Raw genomic sequence first — 17,750 nt, 5'->3', positions numbered from 1 at the left:
TGCCTACCTCGTGGGGGGTCGCAGATCGATCTGAAACCAACCCGGGAAGGTGGATTTGCGACCCCTCAGACACACAAACGAAAAAAGTGGGCGCCTGCAATGCAGGCGCCCACTCGCATCCGTTTTGAACAGACCTATTCGGTGAGGTCGATCTCCACCATGATCTCGGCGTCGATCGCGGCGCGCACCGCGGTCAGCAGCCCGGCCGGAACCTCGGAGTCGACGGTCAGCACGCTCAGTGCCTTCCCCCCGGCCACGTGGCGGGCGATCTGCATGCCGGCGATGTTGATGTTGGCCTCACCGAATTCGCGGCCGTAGACGGCGACGATTCCGGGACGGTCGGCGTAGAGCATGACGATGAGGTTCTTGGCAAACGGAACCTCAACGTCGTAGCCGTTGATCTCCACGATCTTCTCGATCTGCTTTGTCCCGGTGAGGGTACCCGAGACGGAGACCTGGGAACCGTCGGCGAGGGCGCCGCGCAGCGTGATCACGTTGCGGTACTCGGGCGACTCGGCGTCCGTGAGCATGCGCACGGTGACGCCGCGCTGCTCGGCCAGCAGCGGTGCGTTGACGTACGAGACGGTTTCACTGACCACGTTGGTGAAGATGCCCTTGAGTGCGGCAAGCTTGAGCACGCTGACGTCGTACTCGACCAGTTCGCCGCGTACTTCGATGTCCACGCTCGTGAGCGGGCTGTGTGCGGCGAGGCCGGAGAAGACCTGGCCGAGCTTTTCCACCAAGGGGATGCCGGGGCGCACGTAAGAGTCGATGACGCCACCGGCTACGTTGACCGCGTCAGGAACGAGTTCGCCGGAGAGCGCGAGGCGCACGGACTTGGCGACAGAGACGCCGGCCTTTTCCTGGGCTTCGTCGGTCGAAGCGCCGAGGTGCGGGGTGGTGATGATGTTGTCGAGTCCGAGCAACGGCGAACCGGTCGGCGGTTCATTCACGAACACGTCGAGACCGGCGCCAGCGATGGTGCCGGCGACGAGGGCTTCGTGCAGTGCTGCTTCATCGATGAGTCCGCCACGCGCCACGTTGACGACGAACGCGGTCGGCTTCATCAGCTTGAGCTGCGCGGCACCGATCATGCCGGTGGTCTCCGGGGTCTTCGGCATGTGAATAGTGATGAAGTCGGACTGCGCGAGCAGTTCGTCGAGGGTGACCGGGGTCACACCGAGCTGCTGAGCGCGAGCCGAGGTGATGTAGGGGTCGTAGGCGATGACGTTGGTGCCGAAAGCCTGCATGCGAGCGGTGATGAGCGCACCGATGCGGCCGAGGCCGATGATGCCGATGGTCTTTTCGTACAACTCGACGCCGGTGTACTTGGAGCGCTTCCACGCTCCGTCGGCGAGGGCACCGGAGGCGGCCGGGATGTGACGGGCCAGACTCAGGATATGCCCGACGGTCAGCTCGGCGGCGGAGATGATGTTGGAGGTGGGAGCGTTGACGACCATGACACCGGCTGCGGTGGCGGCCTTGATGTCAACGTTGTCGAGGCCGACGCCGGCGCGGGCGATGACCTTCAGAAAAGGAGAAGCCTTGATGGCTTCGGCATCCATTTTCGTGGCTGAGCGCACCAGAACGGCCTGCGCGGTGGCAAGCTCGGCGAACAGCGCGGGGCGATCCGTACCGTCAACGTGGTGAATGTCAAAGTCTGGCCCGAGAGCATCGACTGTGGCGGGGGAAAGTTCTTCGGCGATCAGGACGACGGGCTTCGACAATAAAATCGGATCCTTAGATTGCGTTTGGAGGTGGCAGGGCAAAGGGCGCTACTCGGTTTCCACCCTACCGGCTGCACAATAGAGCAATGAGCAGCGACGTAATAGATGGACTCCAACTGGTTCTGCGCGTGATTCTCGCCGTGGTTTTCATCGGAGCCGGAATCACGCATTTTCTCCCCGCGGTCAAGCGCACGATGGCGGCGATGATTCCGCCGCGCCTCCGCCGGGGCGGCCTGGTGAGCCCAGTCAATCTCGTTCTGTTCACCGGGCTGTGCGAGATTGCCGGCGGCGTGGGGCTGCTCGTTCCACCGACCATGGCGCTCGCGGCCGCCGCGCTCGTGCTGTTTCTGGCGGCGGTCTTTCCCGCCAATGCCTACGCTGCGCGTCATCCGAAGCGATTTGGGCGGGTGGCGATTCCGTTCGTTCCCAGGCTCATCGCCCAGCTGGTGTTGATGGGTTTGATCGTGGTGTCGGTGCTCTAAACGATCAGTCTGGCCAGGCTGAATACAGCGGTTATGTCGAGCGACACGGCGGCGACCGCGCAGAGCCCGACCAACAGGGTCAGAGCCTGCACTCCGAAGGCTCGGTTGCGTCCGAGCCAGTAGGCCAGCGCGTAAACCAGAACCGGCAGGACCACCGCGAAAATCAGCACGATCCAGCCGAAAACGCTCAGCTGGGTGTCGTAGAACTGCGCTTGCAGGTTGAGTCCGACCAGGTTTCCGACGGCTTCCCAGACGTCGTAGGCGTAGAACAACCCGAAGAAGATCGCGATAGCGAGCAGCAGCCACCGCGGCGGTCGACGACGGATGGCCGTGGTCGCGTCGGCGCTGTCGCCGGTGCGTTCGTCTGCGTCGCTCATGAACCCGCTCCTGATCCGATGACGAAGGGCCAGGGGGCGAGCACGATGACGCCGATCAGCAGCCAGATCAGTCGGGCGCGGGGACGGCTCGTGGTGAGCCAGAAGGTGACCCCGAACCAGACCAGGGGCGCTGCCACGGCCAGCCACGCCCCGAGGGAGAACATGAATTCGGCGACCGGGCCGCTGATCGGTTGCTCAATGCGGGCGACGCCGATGAACCAGCCGATCGTGTACAGCAGGTACATGCCAGAGAGAATACCTATACCGACGAGCGCAACGGAACCGAGGGCCGCGCTCTCCGGTTCGGCGGGGTCGGCCTCGGTCTTGGCCGGCGAGGGGGCGGTCTCGCGCGGGACATCCGCTGAAACCTGCGGAATCGTCCATCCTTCCGGCAGCTCGGTCGGCTCCAGTTTGGCCCGACCGCTGCCCCCGGAACTCAGCGTCGGATCGTCGTCGCCGGCCCAGTTCAGCGCATCGTCATCGCGTGTCGCGTTCATTTTTCTAGAGTATCCGGTTACCGCCGATGCTAACGGTTTGGCAGGCAACGGATGCCGGTGCTCACCGAGAAGGTCCACCCCAGAATCCCCACCAGAGCCACACGTTCGGCGAGACCGATGATGCCCGGCAACCATACACTGGCCGCGACGACCAGCAACAGCCCGGCCACGGTGATCGCCGAGAACGCGATCGCCCAGGGCAGCACCTGCGGCAGCAGGCGTCGAACCCGCAGCCAGATCGTCAGCAGCCCGATAGCGCTGAACGCTGTGATGAAGCCAAAGGATGCGACGGCGAGATGGATGACGCCGCCCGGGGTCGAAGTCAGTAGGGTGCTCTCCTGAGAAGCACTGACATCGGTCGGAAAGAAGGCGAGCACCGCCGAGCTGGCTCCCCCGACCAGCAGCAGCGGGAGACCCAGGCCGAGCAGCGGGTCGCGGTGCCGGGGCAGCAGCGCCCGCGCAGTCAGGGTAATCGCGACGACGGCAGCGACGCAGAACACCGCCCGGCTCAGAAAATTGAGGTTCATGATCCAGCCGTACGGGCCGACGGCGAGGTTGCTCTCGGCGTCGCTGATCGGGCTGTAGTGCGGCGGCAGAAACTGTAGCGCCACGTCGATGAGCACGTAGAGCACCACACCGACCATGGCCGTGGTCGCCATCCGGTGCCGCAGCACAACCGATGTGCGTGTGTTGGTGCCGGGCACTGCCATACGGACCAGTCTTTCCTAGTGACGCACAAAGGGACCCCCGCGAACGAGGGCCCCTTCTATTCCATCAAGCTAAACGCTCAAGCGGATGCTTAGCGCGAGACCGATCCGTCGGTGTAGTCGTCGTCGTTCGACGCGTTCCACGCGAACAGCTTGCGCAGGCTGCGGCCCGTGGCCTCGATCGGGTGCTCTTCGCCCTTCTTGCGCAGGGCAAGGAACTCGACTCCGCCGTTGTCCTGGTCGGCGATGAAACGCTCGGCGAACGCGCCGCTCTGGATGTCGGCGAGAACGGCCTTCATGTTCTCCTTGACGCTCGGGTCGATGACGCGCGGTCCCGAGACGTAGTCGCCGTACTCGGCGGTGTCGGAAACGCTCCAACGCTGCTTCGCGATGCCGCCCTCCCACATAAGGTCGACGATGAGCTTGAGCTCGTGCAGCACCTCGAAGTAGGCAACCTGCGGCTGGTAGCCGGCTTCGGTGAGAACCTCGAAGCCGTACTGGATCAGCTGGGAGGTACCACCGCAGAGCACGGCCTGCTCACCGAACAGGTCGGTTTCGGTCTCTTCGGTGAAGGTGGTCTTGATGCCGGCGGCACGCAGGCCACCGATCGCCTTGGCATAGCTCAGGGTGAGCGGCCAGGCGTTACCAGAGGCATCCTTCTCGACGGCGACGATCACGGGAACGCCGCGACCGGCTTCGAATTCGCGGCGCACGGTGTGGCCAGGTCCCTTGGGGGCGACCATGACGACGTCGACGCCGTCGGGGGCTTCGATGTAACCGAAACGGATGTTGAATCCGTGTCCGAAGACCAGCGCCTTACCGCGGCTCAGGTTCGGGAGCACGTCGTCCTTGTACAGGTGACGCTGCACCTGGTCGGGAGCCAGGATGACGATGACGTCAGCCCAGGCCGCGGCATCCGCTGTGGACAGCACGGTGAAGCCGGCCTCTTCGGCCTTGGCCTTGCTCTTGGAGCCGTCCTTCAGGCCGATCTTGACCTCGACACCGGAGTCGCGCAGGTTCTGCGCGTGGGCGTGACCCTGCGAGCCGTATCCGATGACGGCCACCTTCTTGCCCGCAATGATCGACAGGTCGGCGTCTTTGTCGTAGAAAATCTCAGACAATGTGTATCTCTCCTCGTGAGTTGATTGTTAGAAAAAAGCTAAAAACGTTAGTTCTTGAAAACTCGTTCGGTGATGGATTTCGATCCGCGACCGATCGCGAGCAGCCCTGACTGGGCCAGCTCCCGAATGCCGAACGGCTCGAGCACTCGCAGCAATGCCTGGGTCTTGCCACTGTCGCCGGTGACCTCGATCACGACGGCATCCGTGGCTACATCGACGACGCTGGCGCGGAACAGGTTGACGGCTTCGAGCACCTGCGACCTCGTCGTGTTGTCGACCTTGACCTTGATCAGCAGGTGTTCGCGTTGTACTGACTGGGCTACGTCAAGCTCGACGATCTTGATGACGTTGATCAGCTTGTTCAGCTGCTTGGTCACCTGCTCGAGCGGCACGTCTTCGACATCGACGACGATCGTGATGCGGGACAGGCCGGGGATCTCGCTGTGGCCCACAGCGAGGCTTTCAATGTTGAAACCGCGGCGCGCGAACAGGCCGGCGACGCGCGTGAGCAGGCCGGGCTTGTCCTCGACGAGCAGACTCAGAACGTGGCTCGTCACGGTTATTCTTCTCCCCAGGTCGGTGCGTGGTCTTTGGCGTACTGCACGAAGCTGTTGCTGACTCCCTGCGGAACCATCGGCCAGACCATGGCGCCGGGGCTCACGATGAAGTCGATCACGACCGGGCGGTCGTTGGTGGCGAGGGCCAGTTTAATAGCCTCATCCACTTGGTCCTTGCTGGTGACCCGAATGCCGAGCGCGCCATAGGCATCCGCCATTTTGACGAAGTCTGGCACCATGGCGGTGCCATGACCGGTGTTGAGGTCAGTGAAGGAGTGGCGTCCGTCGTAGAACAGAGACTGCCACTGGCGCACCATGCCGAGGGAAGAGTTGTTAATGATCGCGACCTTGATCGGGATCTTGTTGATCGTGCAGGTGGCGAGTTCCTGGTTGGTCATCTGGAAGCAGCCGTCACCGTCGATCGACCAGACCACACGGTCGGGTTCGGCGACCTTGGCGCCCATGGCCGCGGGCACGGAGTACCCCATCGTGCCGGCGCCGCCGGAGTTGAGCCAGGAGTTGGGGCGTTCGTACTTGATGTACTGCGCCGCCCACATCTGGTGCTGGCCGACGCCGGCCGCATACACGGCCTCGGGGCCGGTGAGCTCGCCGATGCGCTGGATTACATACTGCGGGGCCAGCAGTCCGTCGGTCGGTTCGGTGAAACCGAGCGGGAACTCCTGCTTCAAGCCGTGCAGATAGGTCCACCACTCGCTCGTGTCGGGGGCATCACCCTGGGCAGCTTCAGCCCAGGCGAGAGTCAGGTCGGCAATGACATCCTTGGCATCACCGACGATGGGTACATCGGCCAGGCGGATCTTGGAAATCTCCGCCGGGTCGACGTCAACGTGCACGATCTTCGCGTTGGGCGCGAATTCGCTGATCTTTCCGGTCACCCGGTCGTCGAAGCGTGCTCCGAGCGAAATGATGAGGTCGCTTTCCTGCAGCGCGAGCACGGCCGGAACCGTGCCGTGCATGCCCGGCATGCCGAGGTGCTGCTGGTGCGAATCGGGGAAGGCACCGCGAGCCATGAGGGTGGTCACGACGGGAGCACCGGTCGCCTCGGCCAGCGCGAGCAGTTCAGCCGATGCGTGGGCGCGAATGACACCGCCGCCCACGTACAGCACGGGCTTCTTCGCGGCCAGCAGCAGCTGCGCCGCCGCCTGCACCTGCTTACCGTGGGCCTTGACGATCGGCCGATAGCCGGGCAGGTCGAGCTTGGGCGGCCAGATGAACGGCGCGAGGTTCTGCTGCGCGTCCTTGGTGATGTCCACGAGCACCGGGCCGGGGCGGCCGGTCGAGGCGATGTGGTACGCCGAGGCGATCGCTGCGGGAATTTCTTCGGCGCGGCGGGCGAGGAAGGAGTGCTTGGTGATCGGCATGGTGATGCCGATAATGTCGGCCTCCTGGAAGGCATCCGTTCCCATCGAGGTCGAGAACACCTGGCCGGTGATCGCGAGCAGCGGAACCGAGTCCATATAGGCATCCGCTATGGCGGTAACTAAGTTGGTGGCGCCAGGGCCGCTCGTGGCGATCGCGACGCCGACCCGGCCGGTGGCGGAGGCGTAACCCTCGGCCGCGTGGCCGGCGCCCTGTTCGTGGCGCACCAGAATGTGGCGGATCTTGTCCTGGGTCATGAGCTCGTCATAGAGCGGAATGACAGCCCCGCCGGGGATTCCGAAGACGTCGGTGACGCCGAGCAGCTCGAGGGTGCGAATGATCGCGCCAGAGCCGGTGAGCATCTCCGGCTCCGCTGACGCGGGAGCGGAGGGCACGGGAGTGGGTTCCGTGGTCATGGTCAATGAATCCCTACTTCGAAATCGGTCGTTTCGATCATCTCAGCGTGCCCACGCGGGCACGCTGGCTAGACGGTACGCATTAGCCGGTGATGGCGCCTTCTGCGGCGGAATGCACGAGCTTTGCGTACTTTGCGAGTACACCACGGGTGTAGCGCGGGGGAAGAGGCGCCCAGCCATCTCGGCGGGCGGCCAGCTCTGCATCGGTAACCAGTAGGTCAAGCGTGCGAGCTGCGATATCGACCCGTATCAGATCCCCATCGCGCACGAAGGCGATTGGACCTGCGTCCACCGCTTCGGGTGCTATGTGGCCGATACACAGTCCGGTTGTGCCGCCTGAGAATCGACCGTCTGTTAACAGTAGTACATCGGAGCCGAGCCCTGCGCCCTTGATGGCAGCGGTGATCGAGAGCATCTCGCGCATTCCCGGGCCGCCCTTGGGGCCTTCATAGCGAATGATGACAACGTCACCCTTGTAGATTTTGCCTTCGGTCAAGGCGTCCATGGCGGCGCGTTCGCGCTCGAACACCCGGGCTGGCCCTTCGAACACGGCGGCGTCGAAGCCGGCGGTCTTGACGACGGCTCCCTCTGGGGCGAACGTGCCCTTGAGGATGGTGATGCCACCGCTTTTGTGAATGGGGTTGTCGAGGGTGCGCAACACCTCACCGTCAAGGGCCGGCGGGTCGATCTCGGCGAGGTTCTCGGCGACGGTCTTGCCGGTCACGGTGAGCGCGTCGCCGTGAATAAGTCCGGCTTCGAGCAATGCGCGCATGACGGCTGGCACCCCGCCCTGACGGTCGACATCGTTCATGACGTACTTGCCGAAGGGCTTAAGGTCGCCGATGTGCGGCACCTTGTCGCCGATGCGGTTGAAGTCGTCCAGGGTCAGCTCGACCTCGGCTTCGCGGGCGATGGCGAGCAGGTGCAGCACCACGTTGGTGGAGCCGCCGAAGGCCATGGCAACGGCGATCGCGTTTTCGAATGCCTTGCGGGTGAGAATGTCGCGCGCCGTGATGCCAAGGCGCAGCATGTTGACGACGGCCTCGCCGGAGCGGTGCGCGAAGTAGTCGCGGCGACGGTCAGCGGATGCCGGGCTCGCCGAGCCAGGCAGGCTCATTCCGAGGGCTTCCGCAACACTGGCCATGGTGTTCGCGGTGTACATGCCACCGCACGCGCCCTCGCCGGGAGCGAACGCACACTCGATGCGCTTGGCATCCTCGACGCTCATGCGGCCGGCCTTGACGGCGCCGACGGCTTCAAACGAGTCAATGATGGTGATGTCTTTTTCGGTACCGTCGGACAGCTTGACCCAGCCAGGCGCGATCGATCCGGCGTAGAGAAAGACGCTCGCAAGGTCGAGGCGGGCGGCGGCCATGAGCATGCCAGGCAGAGATTTGTCGCAGCCGGCCAGCAGCACGCTGCCGTCGAGGCGCTCGGCCTGCATGACGACCTCGACCGAGTCGGCGATCACTTCACGCGACACCAGGGAGAAGTGCATGCCTTCGTGCCCCATCGAGATGCCATCGGAGACAGAGATGGTGCCGAACTGCAGCGGGTAGCCGCCGCCGGAGTGCACGCCTTCCTTAGCGGCCTGAGCCAGGCGGTCGAGCGACAGATTGCACGGTGTGATCTCGTTCCACGAGCTCGCGATACCGATTTGGGGCTTGTCCCAGTCGGCATCGCCCATACCAACAGCCCGGAGCATCCCCCGAGAGGTGGTGGCCTCGATCCCATCGGTGACGTCGCGGCTACGGGGTTTCACATCGATCTCAGACATGCCTTCGAGTCTAGAACCTCGGCGGCGCCTTGCGATTCCGCCCAGGGGTCGGCGCGACAGGGTCAGATCGCCTGACCTGAACGAAGTTTCGCGATCCGCACGAGAACCTGCGTCACTTCGTGCGGGCTGCGTACTCGGTGGCCGGCCAGGGTGGCACCCTGACCGATTTTGAGGCCAACGTCGTCGTCGCGTAAGGCGGCGAAGGCATCCTCGTCAGTGACGTCATCGCCGGCGTAGAACACCCGGTCCGCGCCGGTGTACTCGCGCAGCTTCGCGAGGGCGTCGCCCTTGGTACTGGAACGCACCGAGAATTCGAGCACATTCTTGCCGCCACGAATGGTCAGCCCCGGAAGCTGGTCGCCGAGCTGCTCGCGCGCCTGACGCTGGGCGTTCTGGCCGTCTGTCCCGGTCGCGAGGCGCGTGTGCAGGGCCAGTCCGGCGGGCTTGCGCTCAATGGTGGTGCCGGCGATCGACCCGGAGATAGCCTCGAGCACCCGGGCGAGGGTGTCGAGCTGTTCGAGCTCGGAGGAGAGCAGATTGAGCTCGATGTCGGGGGTGTCGAGCTGTACCTCGATGCCGTGCGAGCCGGTGAGTAGCACCGAACTCTGAGGCTGGGCAACGTGTTGCAGGCTCACTAGAGCGCGTCCGGAGACGAAGGCGACGCGTACTCCGGGCAGGTCGAGCAGCGCCTGCACGGCTTCCCTGGTGCCGGCGATAGCACGGGCGTCTTCGGGATGGTCGACGTGCGGAGCCAGGGTGCCGTCGAAGTCGAGCGCGATCAGCAGGTTCTCGGCGTTGGCAATGCTCTGCAGGGCCAGGTCGAGGTCGTCCGGGATGCCGGCGGGTACGGCTGCACCCCCGGTGAGTGCCCGTAAAAAGGAGGCTGACCAAGCTGCCACATCGTTTTCGGCGACCTTGCGGCGCAGCGACCGCATGCGCCGGGTGCGTTCCCGTTTGGGCATCTCGACCGCGCGCACAATGGCGTCCTTCGTGCCGTCAATGTCGTGCGGGTTGATCAGGATGGCCTGTTTAAGTTCGTCGGCCGCACCGGCGAATTCGCTCAGCACGAGCACCCCGTCAACGTCGAAGCGCACGGCCACGTATTCCTTGGCGACGAGGTTCATGCCGTCGCGCAGCGCCGTAACGAGCATGACGTCGGCGGCGAGGTACATCGCGACCATTTCTTCGCGGGGGTAGCTGTGGTGGTGGTAGCTGATCGCGGTGTGGCTGATGGTGGAGAAATCGCCGTTGAGCCGGCCGACGGCGAGTTCGATCTCGTCGCGCAGGGCCATGTAGGTGCTGACCCGTTCGCGGGACGGGCTGGCGACCTGCACGAGAGTGACGTCTTCGACGCTCAGGCGTCCGTCGGCGAGCAGCTCGCCGAAGGCCTTGATGCGGTGGCCGATGCCCTTGGTGTAGTCCAGCCGGTCGACGCCGAGCATGAGCGTCTTCGGGTTGCCGAGATCCTCCCGAATCTGCCGTGCGCGGGCCTGAATGTCGGGGCGTCTGGCCAGTTCTTCGTAGGCGGCCGCGTCGATCGAGATGGGAAAGTGTTTGGCGATGACGCGGCGAGTCTCCCCGCTCTGGCCGCTCTGGCCATTCTCACCGGTCGGCACGTCGATAACGACGCCACGGGTGGCATAGCCATAGAGGCGACGCACCGCTTGGGAGAAATTACCGGCATCCGCTACCCGTTGAAAGCCGATGACGTCGGCACCGAGCAGGCCGTGCAGAATCTGTTTGCGCCACGGCAACTGCGCGAAGATGCCATATGGCGGAAATGGAATGTGGTTGAAGAAGCCGATGACAAGGTCGGGACGGGCTTCGCGCAGCATGCGTGGCACCAGCTGCAGCTGGTAGTCGTGCACCCAGACCGTGGCGCCGGGGGCAGCGACGGCGGCCGCGGCGGCGGCGAAACGACGATTGACGGTGACGTAGGCGTCCCAGGTTTCACGGTGATAGCTCGGCGGCGCAATGACGTCGTGGTACAGCGGCCACAGGGTGTCGTTGGAGAACCCCTCGTAATAGTCCTCGATGTCAGCTTCATTCAGCCGCACCGGCACGAGCGAGATTCCATCATTCTCGAACGGCTCGAAGTCGCGATCGGCAACGCCCGGCCAGCCGACCCAGGCGCCGTGCGAGGAGCGCATCAGCGGTTCGAGCGCGGTGACCAGCCCGCCGGGCGAGGTGCGCCAGGTGACGGCACCGTCAGTACTCTCTTCATAATCCACCGGCAGGCGGTTCGAGACGACGACAAGCGTGTAGGTGCCGGCCGGGGCATCGACGGGCACTATGGGTGCTGCTGGGTCAGTCTGGGACCGTGTGGATTCGGCTGAAGAAGTAATGGATCATCCGTTCCGGGCACACCGGAGGTGTACACCTGTGTTGCCGACCAAGGTTATCAGCCGGTCCGCGCCCATTCCCGGGTAACCTAAAGCCGGAGGTTCACATGCGAAAGTTCGTATTCAATAGTGCGATGATCGGCGTGATTGCCGGTGGCTGGAACACCGTGCAGGCCACGCGGCACGGCCCCCGGGATTGGCGCCTCGCGATGCTGTGGCTCGGCTGGGCTCTGAGCGCCGCTGTCGCCGTCGGCACGGTCATCGAAGATGCCAATAAACGCAAGATTGAGAGCTGATTTCCGCTCGATAACGGCGTGTCCCCCGCCGCACAGTCGTTCTGTCACCGAAACTGGGGGAAGCAGTTTGTTGCTGGCTGCAGCAGAGTGATCGCGTGTTCGGAAGGGGCTTGTCATGTTTGGTCGTCGACGCCGACGTTTGGCCGCGAGTGCAGCGATGAGTATCGCTCCGGCTCCGGTACTGCGCGACGAGCAAATCTTCGAGCTGCTGCACGACAAGCTCAGTGCTCTGGTCGGCGAGCACGGCGCCTGGACCATGGTGGCCCGCAGTGCGGAAGACACCGAGGTCATCTTTCATGGCTTGAAAGCCAGGGAGATCGCGACCGAACTCACCGAGGCTATTACGACCGAGCAAGCCACGCTTCGCGGCGAGAGCACTGGTGAGCCGACCGCACTGTCCTGGACTCCGGCACCGATCACCACCTGGAGCGAACCCGCCGTGGCCCAGCCGGTGCCGGCCCCGACGAGCGAGGCCGAGGTGGCCGAGGTGGCCGCGGCATCCGCTGCCTGGATCGACAAGGCGTCGGCAACGCTCGCGTCGGCTCGCCTGGTCGCCTGACCCAGCTGCCCACCGCGCCGATCCGGAGCGAATTCTCACCCGGCTGCTGACAGGATGGCCTGATGGCACTCAATATCGAGGACTACGCGCTTATCAGTGACTGCCACTCGGCGGCGCTCGTCGGACGAAACGGGAGCATCGACTGGCTCTGCCTGCCGCGCTACGACTCCGCCTCGCTGTTCGGCGCGTTGCTCGGTGACGAGAACCATGGCCGCTGGCTGCTGGCCCCGGCCGATACGACGGCCACGGCGGTGCGCAGTTATCTGGGCGACACCTTCGTGCTCTCGACGGTGTGGACCACGGCGACCGGCCAGGTTGAGGTGCTCGATTTCATGCCGCACGGCGATGGTCGGGCCGACCTGGTGCGGCGCGTGCGCGGCATCAGCGGTGCGGTTCAGATGACCCAGGACCTGCGTTTTCGCTTCGGCTACGCCAGCACCGTGCCGTGGGTGCGGCAATTGAAGGGTGAGCGCGTGCGCGGCCTCGTCGCGATCGCCGGGCCCGACGCGATCGTGGTGCGCGGCCCCCAGCTGCGCGCCTCGGATCACCGCCACGTGTCGCACTTCGAGGTCACCGCCGACGAGACGGTCGACGCGCAGATGACCTGGTATCCCTCGCACCGCGAGGTTCCACCGGCCATCGATATTGATGCGGTCTTGGCATCGACCTGTGCCTGGTGGCAGAGCTGGGCGTCGTGTTGCAGCCACGAGGGTCCACTGCGCGCCGAAGTCGTGCGCTCCCTGCTCGTGCTGCGCGCCCTGACCCACGAGCGGACCGGCGGCATCGTGGCGGCGGCGACGACGTCGCTGCCCGAGCAGGCCGGCGGCACTCGCAACTGGGACTATCGCTACGTCTGGCTCCGCGACGCGTCGCTCACGCTCGAAGTGCTGCTCAGCCACGGCTACGAGGTGGAAGCCGACGGCTGGCGGGCCTGGCTGCTGCGCGCCATTGCCGGCGACCCGGGCGACGTACAGATTATGTACGGACTCTCCGGCGAGCGCTACCTGCCCGAGCGGGAACTGACCAGCCTGCCCGGTTACGATGGCGCCGCCCCCGTGCGCGTCGGCAACGGTGCCGTTGACCAGTTTCAGTCGGATGTGATCGGTGAGGTCATGGTGGCCCTGCACGCCGCCCGCGCCGCCGGGGTGCAGGAGACGGAATTCTCCTGGCCGCTGCAGCGTGCCCTCATGAGCTTTCTCGAGAAAAATTGGCGCCGCGCTGACCAGGGCATCTGGGAGGTGCGCGGGCAGGCCCGCGAATTCACCCACTCGCGGGTGATGGTCTGGGCCGCCTTCGACCGCGCGGTGCGCGGCGTTGAGGAGTGCGGCCTCGACGGTCCGCTCGTTCGGTGGAAGACCCTGCGCGACGACGTGCGCGCCGACATCGAGAGCCGTGGCTTTGACCTGAATCGAAACAGCTATGTGCAGTACTACGGCAGTACCGAAGTGGATGCCTCCCTCCTCGTCCTCCCGCAGGTCGGCTTCTGCGCACCCACCGATCCGCGTATGCTCGGCACCGTGGCCGCGATTGAGGCCGACCTCATGCGGGATGGGCTGCTGCTGCGTTACCGCACCCACGCCGCGGTCGACGGACTGCCACCGGGTGAACATCAGTTTCTGGCCTGTTCTTTCTGGCTGGTCGAGCAATACGCCAAATCGGGAAGACTCGAAGATGCCAATGCGCTCATGGGCCGCCTAGTCGGTTTCGTGAACGATGTCGGGCTGCTCTCCGAGGAATACGACGTGACCAACGGACACCAAATGGGCAACACTCCGCAGGCGCTCTCTCACCTGGCACTGGTTCGGGCAGCGGATGCGATCGTCGCCGGCCAGGGCTCGGCCGCACGGGTCCTGACCCGCTCGGCTGAAAAATCATGACCTCTACAGTTCGCGGCAATTTGTTGTAGGTATTCTTCAGCGGCCGGTGGGCACCGAATTCTAGATTTGAAACCATGACCGACACCGTTCGCCCAATTACCCGTTCTCGAAGTATTCTGCCCGCCCGCGATCTCGCCCAGATCGCCATTTTCGCCGCCCTCATCGCGGCGCTCGGCCTGGCCGGACCGCTCAACATCGGGCCGGTACCGATCACCCTGCAGTCGCTTGGCGTCATGTTCGCCGGGGCCATTCTCGGCCCGCGCAAGGGAACCCTCGCCGTGCTGTTGTTTCTCGTACTGACGGCCGTGGGACTCCCTCTGCTGGCGGGAGCGCGCGGCGGCATCGGTGTATTCACGGTGAGCCCGGCCGCGGGCTATCTCTACGGCTGGCTGCTCGGTGCCTTCATCACCGGCTATCTCACCGCCAGACTGCTGCCAAAGTATCCGTTCTGGCTGGCTCTCGGCGCCACAATTTTGGGAGGCATCGTCGCCGTTTATCTGGTCGGAATTCCGGTCATGGCTCTGAACCTCGGCCTGCCGCTCTGGACCACGCTGGGCCTGAACGTCGCATTCATCCCAGGCGACCTGATCAAGGTCGTGCTGACCGTGCTCGTCGCCGGCCAGGTGCACAAGGCCTACCCCGGGCTGATCGCGAGGCCGTTGGGCCGCCAACACCCGTGAGCCTCATCCACTTCGAGCAGGTCGGGCAGTCCTTCGGCGACCGCACGGTGCTGCACGATGTGAACCTCACCCTAACCGAGCATCGCATCGGCATTGTCGGCGCCAATGGTTCGGGCAAGTCCACGCTCGTGCGCATGATCAATGGGCTCGTCACGCCAACCAGCGGCGCCGTAACGGTCGACGGGCAGAATGTGGCCCGCCACGCCCGCGAGGTGCGCCGCAAGGTCGGGTTCATCTTCACCAACCCCGACAACCAGATCGTGATGCCCACCGTGCAGGAAGACGTGGCCTTCACCCTGCGCCGTCGCGGCCTGTCCGCGGCCGAGATCGCCGAGCGCACGGCGGCGGCCCTCGAACAGTTCGGGCTGAGCGAGCACGCCGAACATCCGGCACATCGTCTCTCCGGTGGCCAGAAACAATTGCTCGCACTCGCCGCCGTGCTGGTGGCGGAGCCGGCCACTATCGTCGCCGACGAACCGACCACTCTGCTCGACGCCCGCAATGCCCGGCGCATCTCCGAACTGCTGCAGACGCTCCCCCAGCAGATCATCGTGGTCACCCACCACCTGCACCTAGTCGAAGAATTCGATCGCGTGATCGTGATCGAAGAGGGCGCCGTCGTCGCTGACGGCGCGCCCGCCGAGTCCCTCGCGGCCTACCGCGCCCTGTTGCAGTGAGAAGCCGCGCATGATCGGCCTGTACAGCCCCGGTACCTCACTGATCCACCGAGCCCCCACCCTGTTCAAGTTGCTTCTGCTCTCGCTCTGCGTGCTACTGATCGGCACCTCGTCTGACCCCCGGATCGTTGGCGGCGCAGCCGCCGGAGTCGTGCTGCTGTTCCTGATCGCCCGGGTTCCCCCGCGCGCGGCCGTGGCCCAGATCGCGCCGATTCTGCTGATCTTGTTGGTTGCCGTGCCGATTCAGGGGCTACTTTCGGGCTGGACCGTCGCCGCGCTGATGGCCGGCCGCCTGATCGTTGCGGTGGCCCTGGCCGCCCTGTTCACGATGACGACCACGGTCACCGCGGTGCTCGAAGCATTCCAGACCCTGCTGCGTCCGTTTAATCGGTTCATCGACGCCGACCGGGTGGGGCTGTTGGTGGCCCTGACCATCCGCTGCATTCCGTTGGTCTCCGACATCGTGCGCGAGGTGCTCGAAGCCCGCACGGCCCGCGGTACTCAGGGCTCACTGTTGTCAATAGCCGTTCCGGTGGTCGTGCGCTCGCTCTACGCCGCGGATGCCCTGGGCGAGGCCCTGATCGCCCGCGGTCTCGACGACTGATGGGGTGCCCGGCGGCGCGCCGACTCATCCACTCAGCCGGTTCATAGGCGAACCGTGGCAGAGTAAGCACTTGGCAGTCTGCGCCACCAAGACATTCACCAATCAGTGCTTGCCCACAGCTCCGTTCTCGAAAGAGGCCCCGTGTCGAAAATTCCCGCGCTCCTGTCCATTGTGGGCCTCACGCTCGCGCTGACCGCCTGCGGAAGCAGCGATACCCCCGCGGCAACGAGTACCCCGGCCGCAGCGGATGCCGCCTTCAGCGAGTGCACCGCGCCCGGCGCTGTTTCCGATGCCGTCGACGTGACCGGCGACTTCGGCGCCGTGCCCGCGTTTAAGTTCGCCGAGCCGTTGAAGCCGGCGACAACCCAGCGCACCGTGGCGATCAAGGGAACAGGCACCACCGAGGCTGGCGCGGGCTCGTTGGTCGGGGTGTCACTCTCGGTGTACAACGGCACGACCGGCGCGACCGTGCAGGAGACGAAATACTCGCCCGACAGCCACAATGAGGTCATCGCGGTCGCCGGGGGGTTTATCCCCGGCCTTGCGCGGGCAATCAACTGCTCCAGTGAAGGTGACCGCATCGTCGCCGTCAGTACGGCCAAAGACGCTTTCGCAGACACCGGCACCACCGGGATTGCCGCCGGCGATTCGGTGGTGTTCGTCGTTGATGTCATCTCTGTCGCCGCCGACCGCGCCGACGGGGTAGACCAGCCGGCCGTGGCCGGCCAGCCCAGCGTGGAGCTCGCCGATGATGGCGCTCCGACCATCGCCATCCCAGACACCGATGCGCCGACCGAACTGCAAATCTCCACCCTGAAGCTGGGTGACGGCGCCGTCGTCGCCGACGGCGATACAGTCTGGGTCGAATACACCGGCGTCATCTGGGGCACCGGCGAAACCTTCGACTCCTCTTGGACCACCGTCGGGCCGGCCACCTTCGTCACCAATCAGGTCGTCACGGGCTTCAGCGCTGCACTCGTCGGCCAGACCGTCGGTTCGCAGGTCATCGCCGTCATACCGCCGGAGTTCGGTTACGGCGCAGAGGGCAACAAGGGCATTTCGGGTACTGACACCCTCGTATTCGTCGTCGACATCGTCGCCACGGCAGCAACGCCCGCCGCGTAACGCGCGCTCCCTGACACCGCCGGTTCCTGAGTGTCTGCCCAGCCGCGAATGGGAACGGCGTGAGAGTGTGGAGGAGAAGGAACGAACCAGTCCGGCCAGCGCCGGACGCCAACTCCACTACGAAAGAGGCTATTCACCTGACTTCCACACTCGCACCCACCACCGTCAAGCCGACGAGCAAGCCGACAAATATCGACGAGTATGTCGCCGCGCCGGCCGAGCCGCTGGCGAGCGTCGTCTCCTTGCTCCGCGACACGTTCGACCTGGGCCTGCCTGAGACGTCGACGGAACTGTGGCACGGGCATCCGGTCTGGCTCGACGACGAGCTGCCGGTAGCCGGATTCAAGGCCTACCCCACCTTCGTCACCGTGTTGTTCTGGCGTGGCCAGGCCATCACCGATAACTCGGGCAAGCTCAATGCCAGTGGATCCGCTGAGATGAGCGAGTACAAGCTGCGCGGAGTGGATGACTTCGACAGCGATCTCTTCAACGGCTGGCTGCAGCAGGTGCGCGAGCTCGAAGCCGCCTAGCCCATCCACAAACGAAGAA

The 17,750-nt window shown here is 64.9% G+C and carries 18 protein-coding genes; 9 read left to right on the top strand and 9 right to left on the bottom strand.

The genetic code is table 11. The features are described from left to right. Positions 1-134: 134 nt before the first annotated feature. Entirely contained in the window at positions 135-1,727 is a 1,593-nt protein-coding gene (gene serA / locus CJ028_RS07805) for a phosphoglycerate dehydrogenase (protein WP_105034705.1), read from the bottom strand. 86 nt (positions 1,728-1,813) lie between these two features. On the opposite strand from serA, the gene CJ028_RS07800 reads away from it, so the two are divergent. Then, positions 1,814-2,209, top strand: coding sequence for a DoxX family protein (locus CJ028_RS07800; protein WP_105034704.1), 396 nt, complete (start codon positions 1,814-1,816; stop codon positions 2,207-2,209). On the opposite strand, the gene CJ028_RS07795 is transcribed toward CJ028_RS07800, so the two are convergent. The 8 genes from CJ028_RS07795 to CJ028_RS07760 form a co-directional block, all read right to left on the bottom strand. Further along, the gene (locus CJ028_RS07795) at positions 2,206-2,586 is read right to left on the bottom strand and encodes a bacitracin resistance protein (RefSeq protein WP_105034703.1); all 381 of its coding nucleotides are present in this window, start codon (positions 2,584-2,586) and stop codon (positions 2,206-2,208) included. The two genes, CJ028_RS07800 and CJ028_RS07795, sit on opposite strands and share 4 nt — an antisense overlap. Further along, positions 2,583-3,083, bottom strand: a complete 501-nt coding sequence (locus CJ028_RS07790; protein WP_105034702.1) for a DNA polymerase III subunit gamma/tau — start codon at positions 3,081-3,083, stop codon at positions 2,583-2,585. The genes CJ028_RS07795 and CJ028_RS07790 overlap by 4 nt, the downstream gene beginning before the upstream one ends. Positions 3,084-3,112: 29 nt before the next feature. Then, positions 3,113-3,793: a DUF998 domain-containing protein gene (locus tag CJ028_RS07785; RefSeq protein WP_105034701.1), complete on the bottom strand. Its 681-nt coding sequence runs from the start codon at positions 3,791-3,793 to the stop codon at positions 3,113-3,115. Between the two features lie 89 nt (positions 3,794-3,882). Next, positions 3,883-4,911 (bottom strand): ketol-acid reductoisomerase, encoded by a 1,029-nt coding sequence (gene ilvC / locus CJ028_RS07780; RefSeq protein WP_105034700.1) that lies wholly within the window; start codon positions 4,909-4,911, stop codon positions 3,883-3,885. Between the two features lie 47 nt (positions 4,912-4,958). Beyond that, entirely contained in the window at positions 4,959-5,468 is a 510-nt protein-coding gene (gene ilvN, locus CJ028_RS07775) for an acetolactate synthase small subunit (protein WP_105034699.1), read from the bottom strand. A gap of 2 nt (positions 5,469-5,470) precedes the next feature. Next, positions 5,471-7,264 (bottom strand): acetolactate synthase large subunit, encoded by a 1,794-nt coding sequence (locus CJ028_RS07770; RefSeq protein WP_105034698.1) that lies wholly within the window; start codon positions 7,262-7,264, stop codon positions 5,471-5,473. An 82-nt stretch (positions 7,265-7,346) separates the two neighbouring features. Next, positions 7,347-9,041: a dihydroxy-acid dehydratase gene (ilvD, locus tag CJ028_RS07765; protein ID WP_105034697.1), complete on the bottom strand. Its 1,695-nt coding sequence runs from the start codon at positions 9,039-9,041 to the stop codon at positions 7,347-7,349. A gap of 62 nt (positions 9,042-9,103) precedes the next feature. Then, complete coding sequence (locus tag CJ028_RS07760; RefSeq protein ID WP_338064132.1) at positions 9,104-11,332, bottom strand: bifunctional alpha,alpha-trehalose-phosphate synthase (UDP-forming)/trehalose-phosphatase; 2,229 nt, start codon at positions 11,330-11,332, stop codon at positions 9,104-9,106. A gap of 158 nt (positions 11,333-11,490) precedes the next feature. Here CJ028_RS07760 and CJ028_RS07755 point away from each other — a divergent pair, with 158 nt between their 5' ends. From CJ028_RS07755 to CJ028_RS07720, 8 genes are all read left to right on the top strand, one after another. After that, positions 11,491-11,679 (top strand): hypothetical protein, encoded by a 189-nt coding sequence (locus CJ028_RS07755; protein WP_105034695.1) that lies wholly within the window; start codon positions 11,491-11,493, stop codon positions 11,677-11,679. Positions 11,680-11,836: 157 nt separating this feature from the next. Next, a complete protein-coding gene (locus tag CJ028_RS07750) occupies positions 11,837-12,238 on the top strand; it encodes a hypothetical protein (RefSeq protein ID WP_105034694.1) in 402 nt (133 codons plus the stop codon). A 62-nt stretch (positions 12,239-12,300) separates the two neighbouring features. After that, positions 12,301-14,115 carry a glycoside hydrolase family 15 protein gene (locus tag CJ028_RS07745; RefSeq protein WP_105034693.1) on the top strand — a complete coding sequence of 605 codons (1,815 nt, stop codon included), beginning with the start codon at positions 12,301-12,303 and terminating at the stop codon, positions 14,113-14,115. A gap of 74 nt (positions 14,116-14,189) precedes the next feature. Continuing rightward, entirely contained in the window at positions 14,190-14,795 is a 606-nt protein-coding gene (locus CJ028_RS07740) for a biotin transporter BioY (protein WP_105034692.1), read from the top strand. Continuing rightward, positions 14,792-15,472 (top strand): energy-coupling factor ABC transporter ATP-binding protein, encoded by a 681-nt coding sequence (locus CJ028_RS07735; RefSeq protein WP_105034691.1) that lies wholly within the window; start codon positions 14,792-14,794, stop codon positions 15,470-15,472. Before CJ028_RS07740 ends, CJ028_RS07735 begins: the two co-directional genes overlap by 4 nt. A 10-nt stretch (positions 15,473-15,482) precedes the next feature. Then, positions 15,483-16,076, top strand: a complete 594-nt coding sequence (locus CJ028_RS07730; RefSeq protein WP_105034690.1) for an energy-coupling factor transporter transmembrane component T family protein — start codon at positions 15,483-15,485, stop codon at positions 16,074-16,076. 141 nt (positions 16,077-16,217) lie between these two features. Continuing rightward, the gene (locus CJ028_RS07725; RefSeq protein ID WP_105034689.1) at positions 16,218-17,201 is read left to right on the top strand and encodes an FKBP-type peptidyl-prolyl cis-trans isomerase; all 984 of its coding nucleotides are present in this window, start codon (positions 16,218-16,220) and stop codon (positions 17,199-17,201) included. A 59-nt stretch (positions 17,202-17,260) separates the two neighbouring features. Continuing rightward, a complete protein-coding gene (locus CJ028_RS07720) occupies positions 17,261-17,731 on the top strand; it encodes a DUF1801 domain-containing protein (RefSeq protein ID WP_129590420.1) in 471 nt (156 codons plus the stop codon). Positions 17,732-17,750 lie beyond the last annotated feature (19 nt).

Origin of the sequence: Cryobacterium aureum (assembly GCF_002954245.1) — a bacterium.
GTDB classification, from domain to species: domain Bacteria; phylum Actinomycetota; class Actinomycetes; order Actinomycetales; family Microbacteriaceae; genus Cryobacterium; species Cryobacterium aureum.
This window is presented reverse-complemented; position numbering and strand designations above follow the sequence as displayed.

Coding starts and splice junctions, on each gene's coding strand:
- CJ028_RS07790 (WP_105034702.1), bottom strand. CDS start 3,083: ATGAACGCGACACGCGATGACGATGCGCTGAACTGGGCCGGCGACGAC.
- CJ028_RS07730 (WP_105034690.1), top strand. CDS start 15,483: ATGATCGGCCTGTACAGCCCCGGTACCTCACTGATCCACCGAGCCCCC.
- CJ028_RS07800 (WP_105034704.1), top strand. CDS start 1,814: ATGAGCAGCGACGTAATAGATGGACTCCAACTGGTTCTGCGCGTGATT.
- ilvD (WP_105034697.1), bottom strand. CDS start 9,041: ATGTCTGAGATCGATGTGAAACCCCGTAGCCGCGACGTCACCGATGGG.
- CJ028_RS07795 (WP_105034703.1), bottom strand. CDS start 2,586: ATGAGCGACGCAGACGAACGCACCGGCGACAGCGCCGACGCGACCACG.
- CJ028_RS07745 (WP_105034693.1), top strand. CDS start 12,301: ATGGCACTCAATATCGAGGACTACGCGCTTATCAGTGACTGCCACTCG.
- CJ028_RS07750 (WP_105034694.1), top strand. CDS start 11,837: ATGAGTATCGCTCCGGCTCCGGTACTGCGCGACGAGCAAATCTTCGAG.
- CJ028_RS07785 (WP_105034701.1), bottom strand. CDS start 3,793: ATGGCAGTGCCCGGCACCAACACACGCACATCGGTTGTGCTGCGGCAC.
- CJ028_RS07770 (WP_105034698.1), bottom strand. CDS start 7,264: ATGACCACGGAACCCACTCCCGTGCCCTCCGCTCCCGCGTCAGCGGAG.
- CJ028_RS07740 (WP_105034692.1), top strand. CDS start 14,190: ATGACCGACACCGTTCGCCCAATTACCCGTTCTCGAAGTATTCTGCCC.
- CJ028_RS07755 (WP_105034695.1), top strand. CDS start 11,491: ATGCGAAAGTTCGTATTCAATAGTGCGATGATCGGCGTGATTGCCGGT.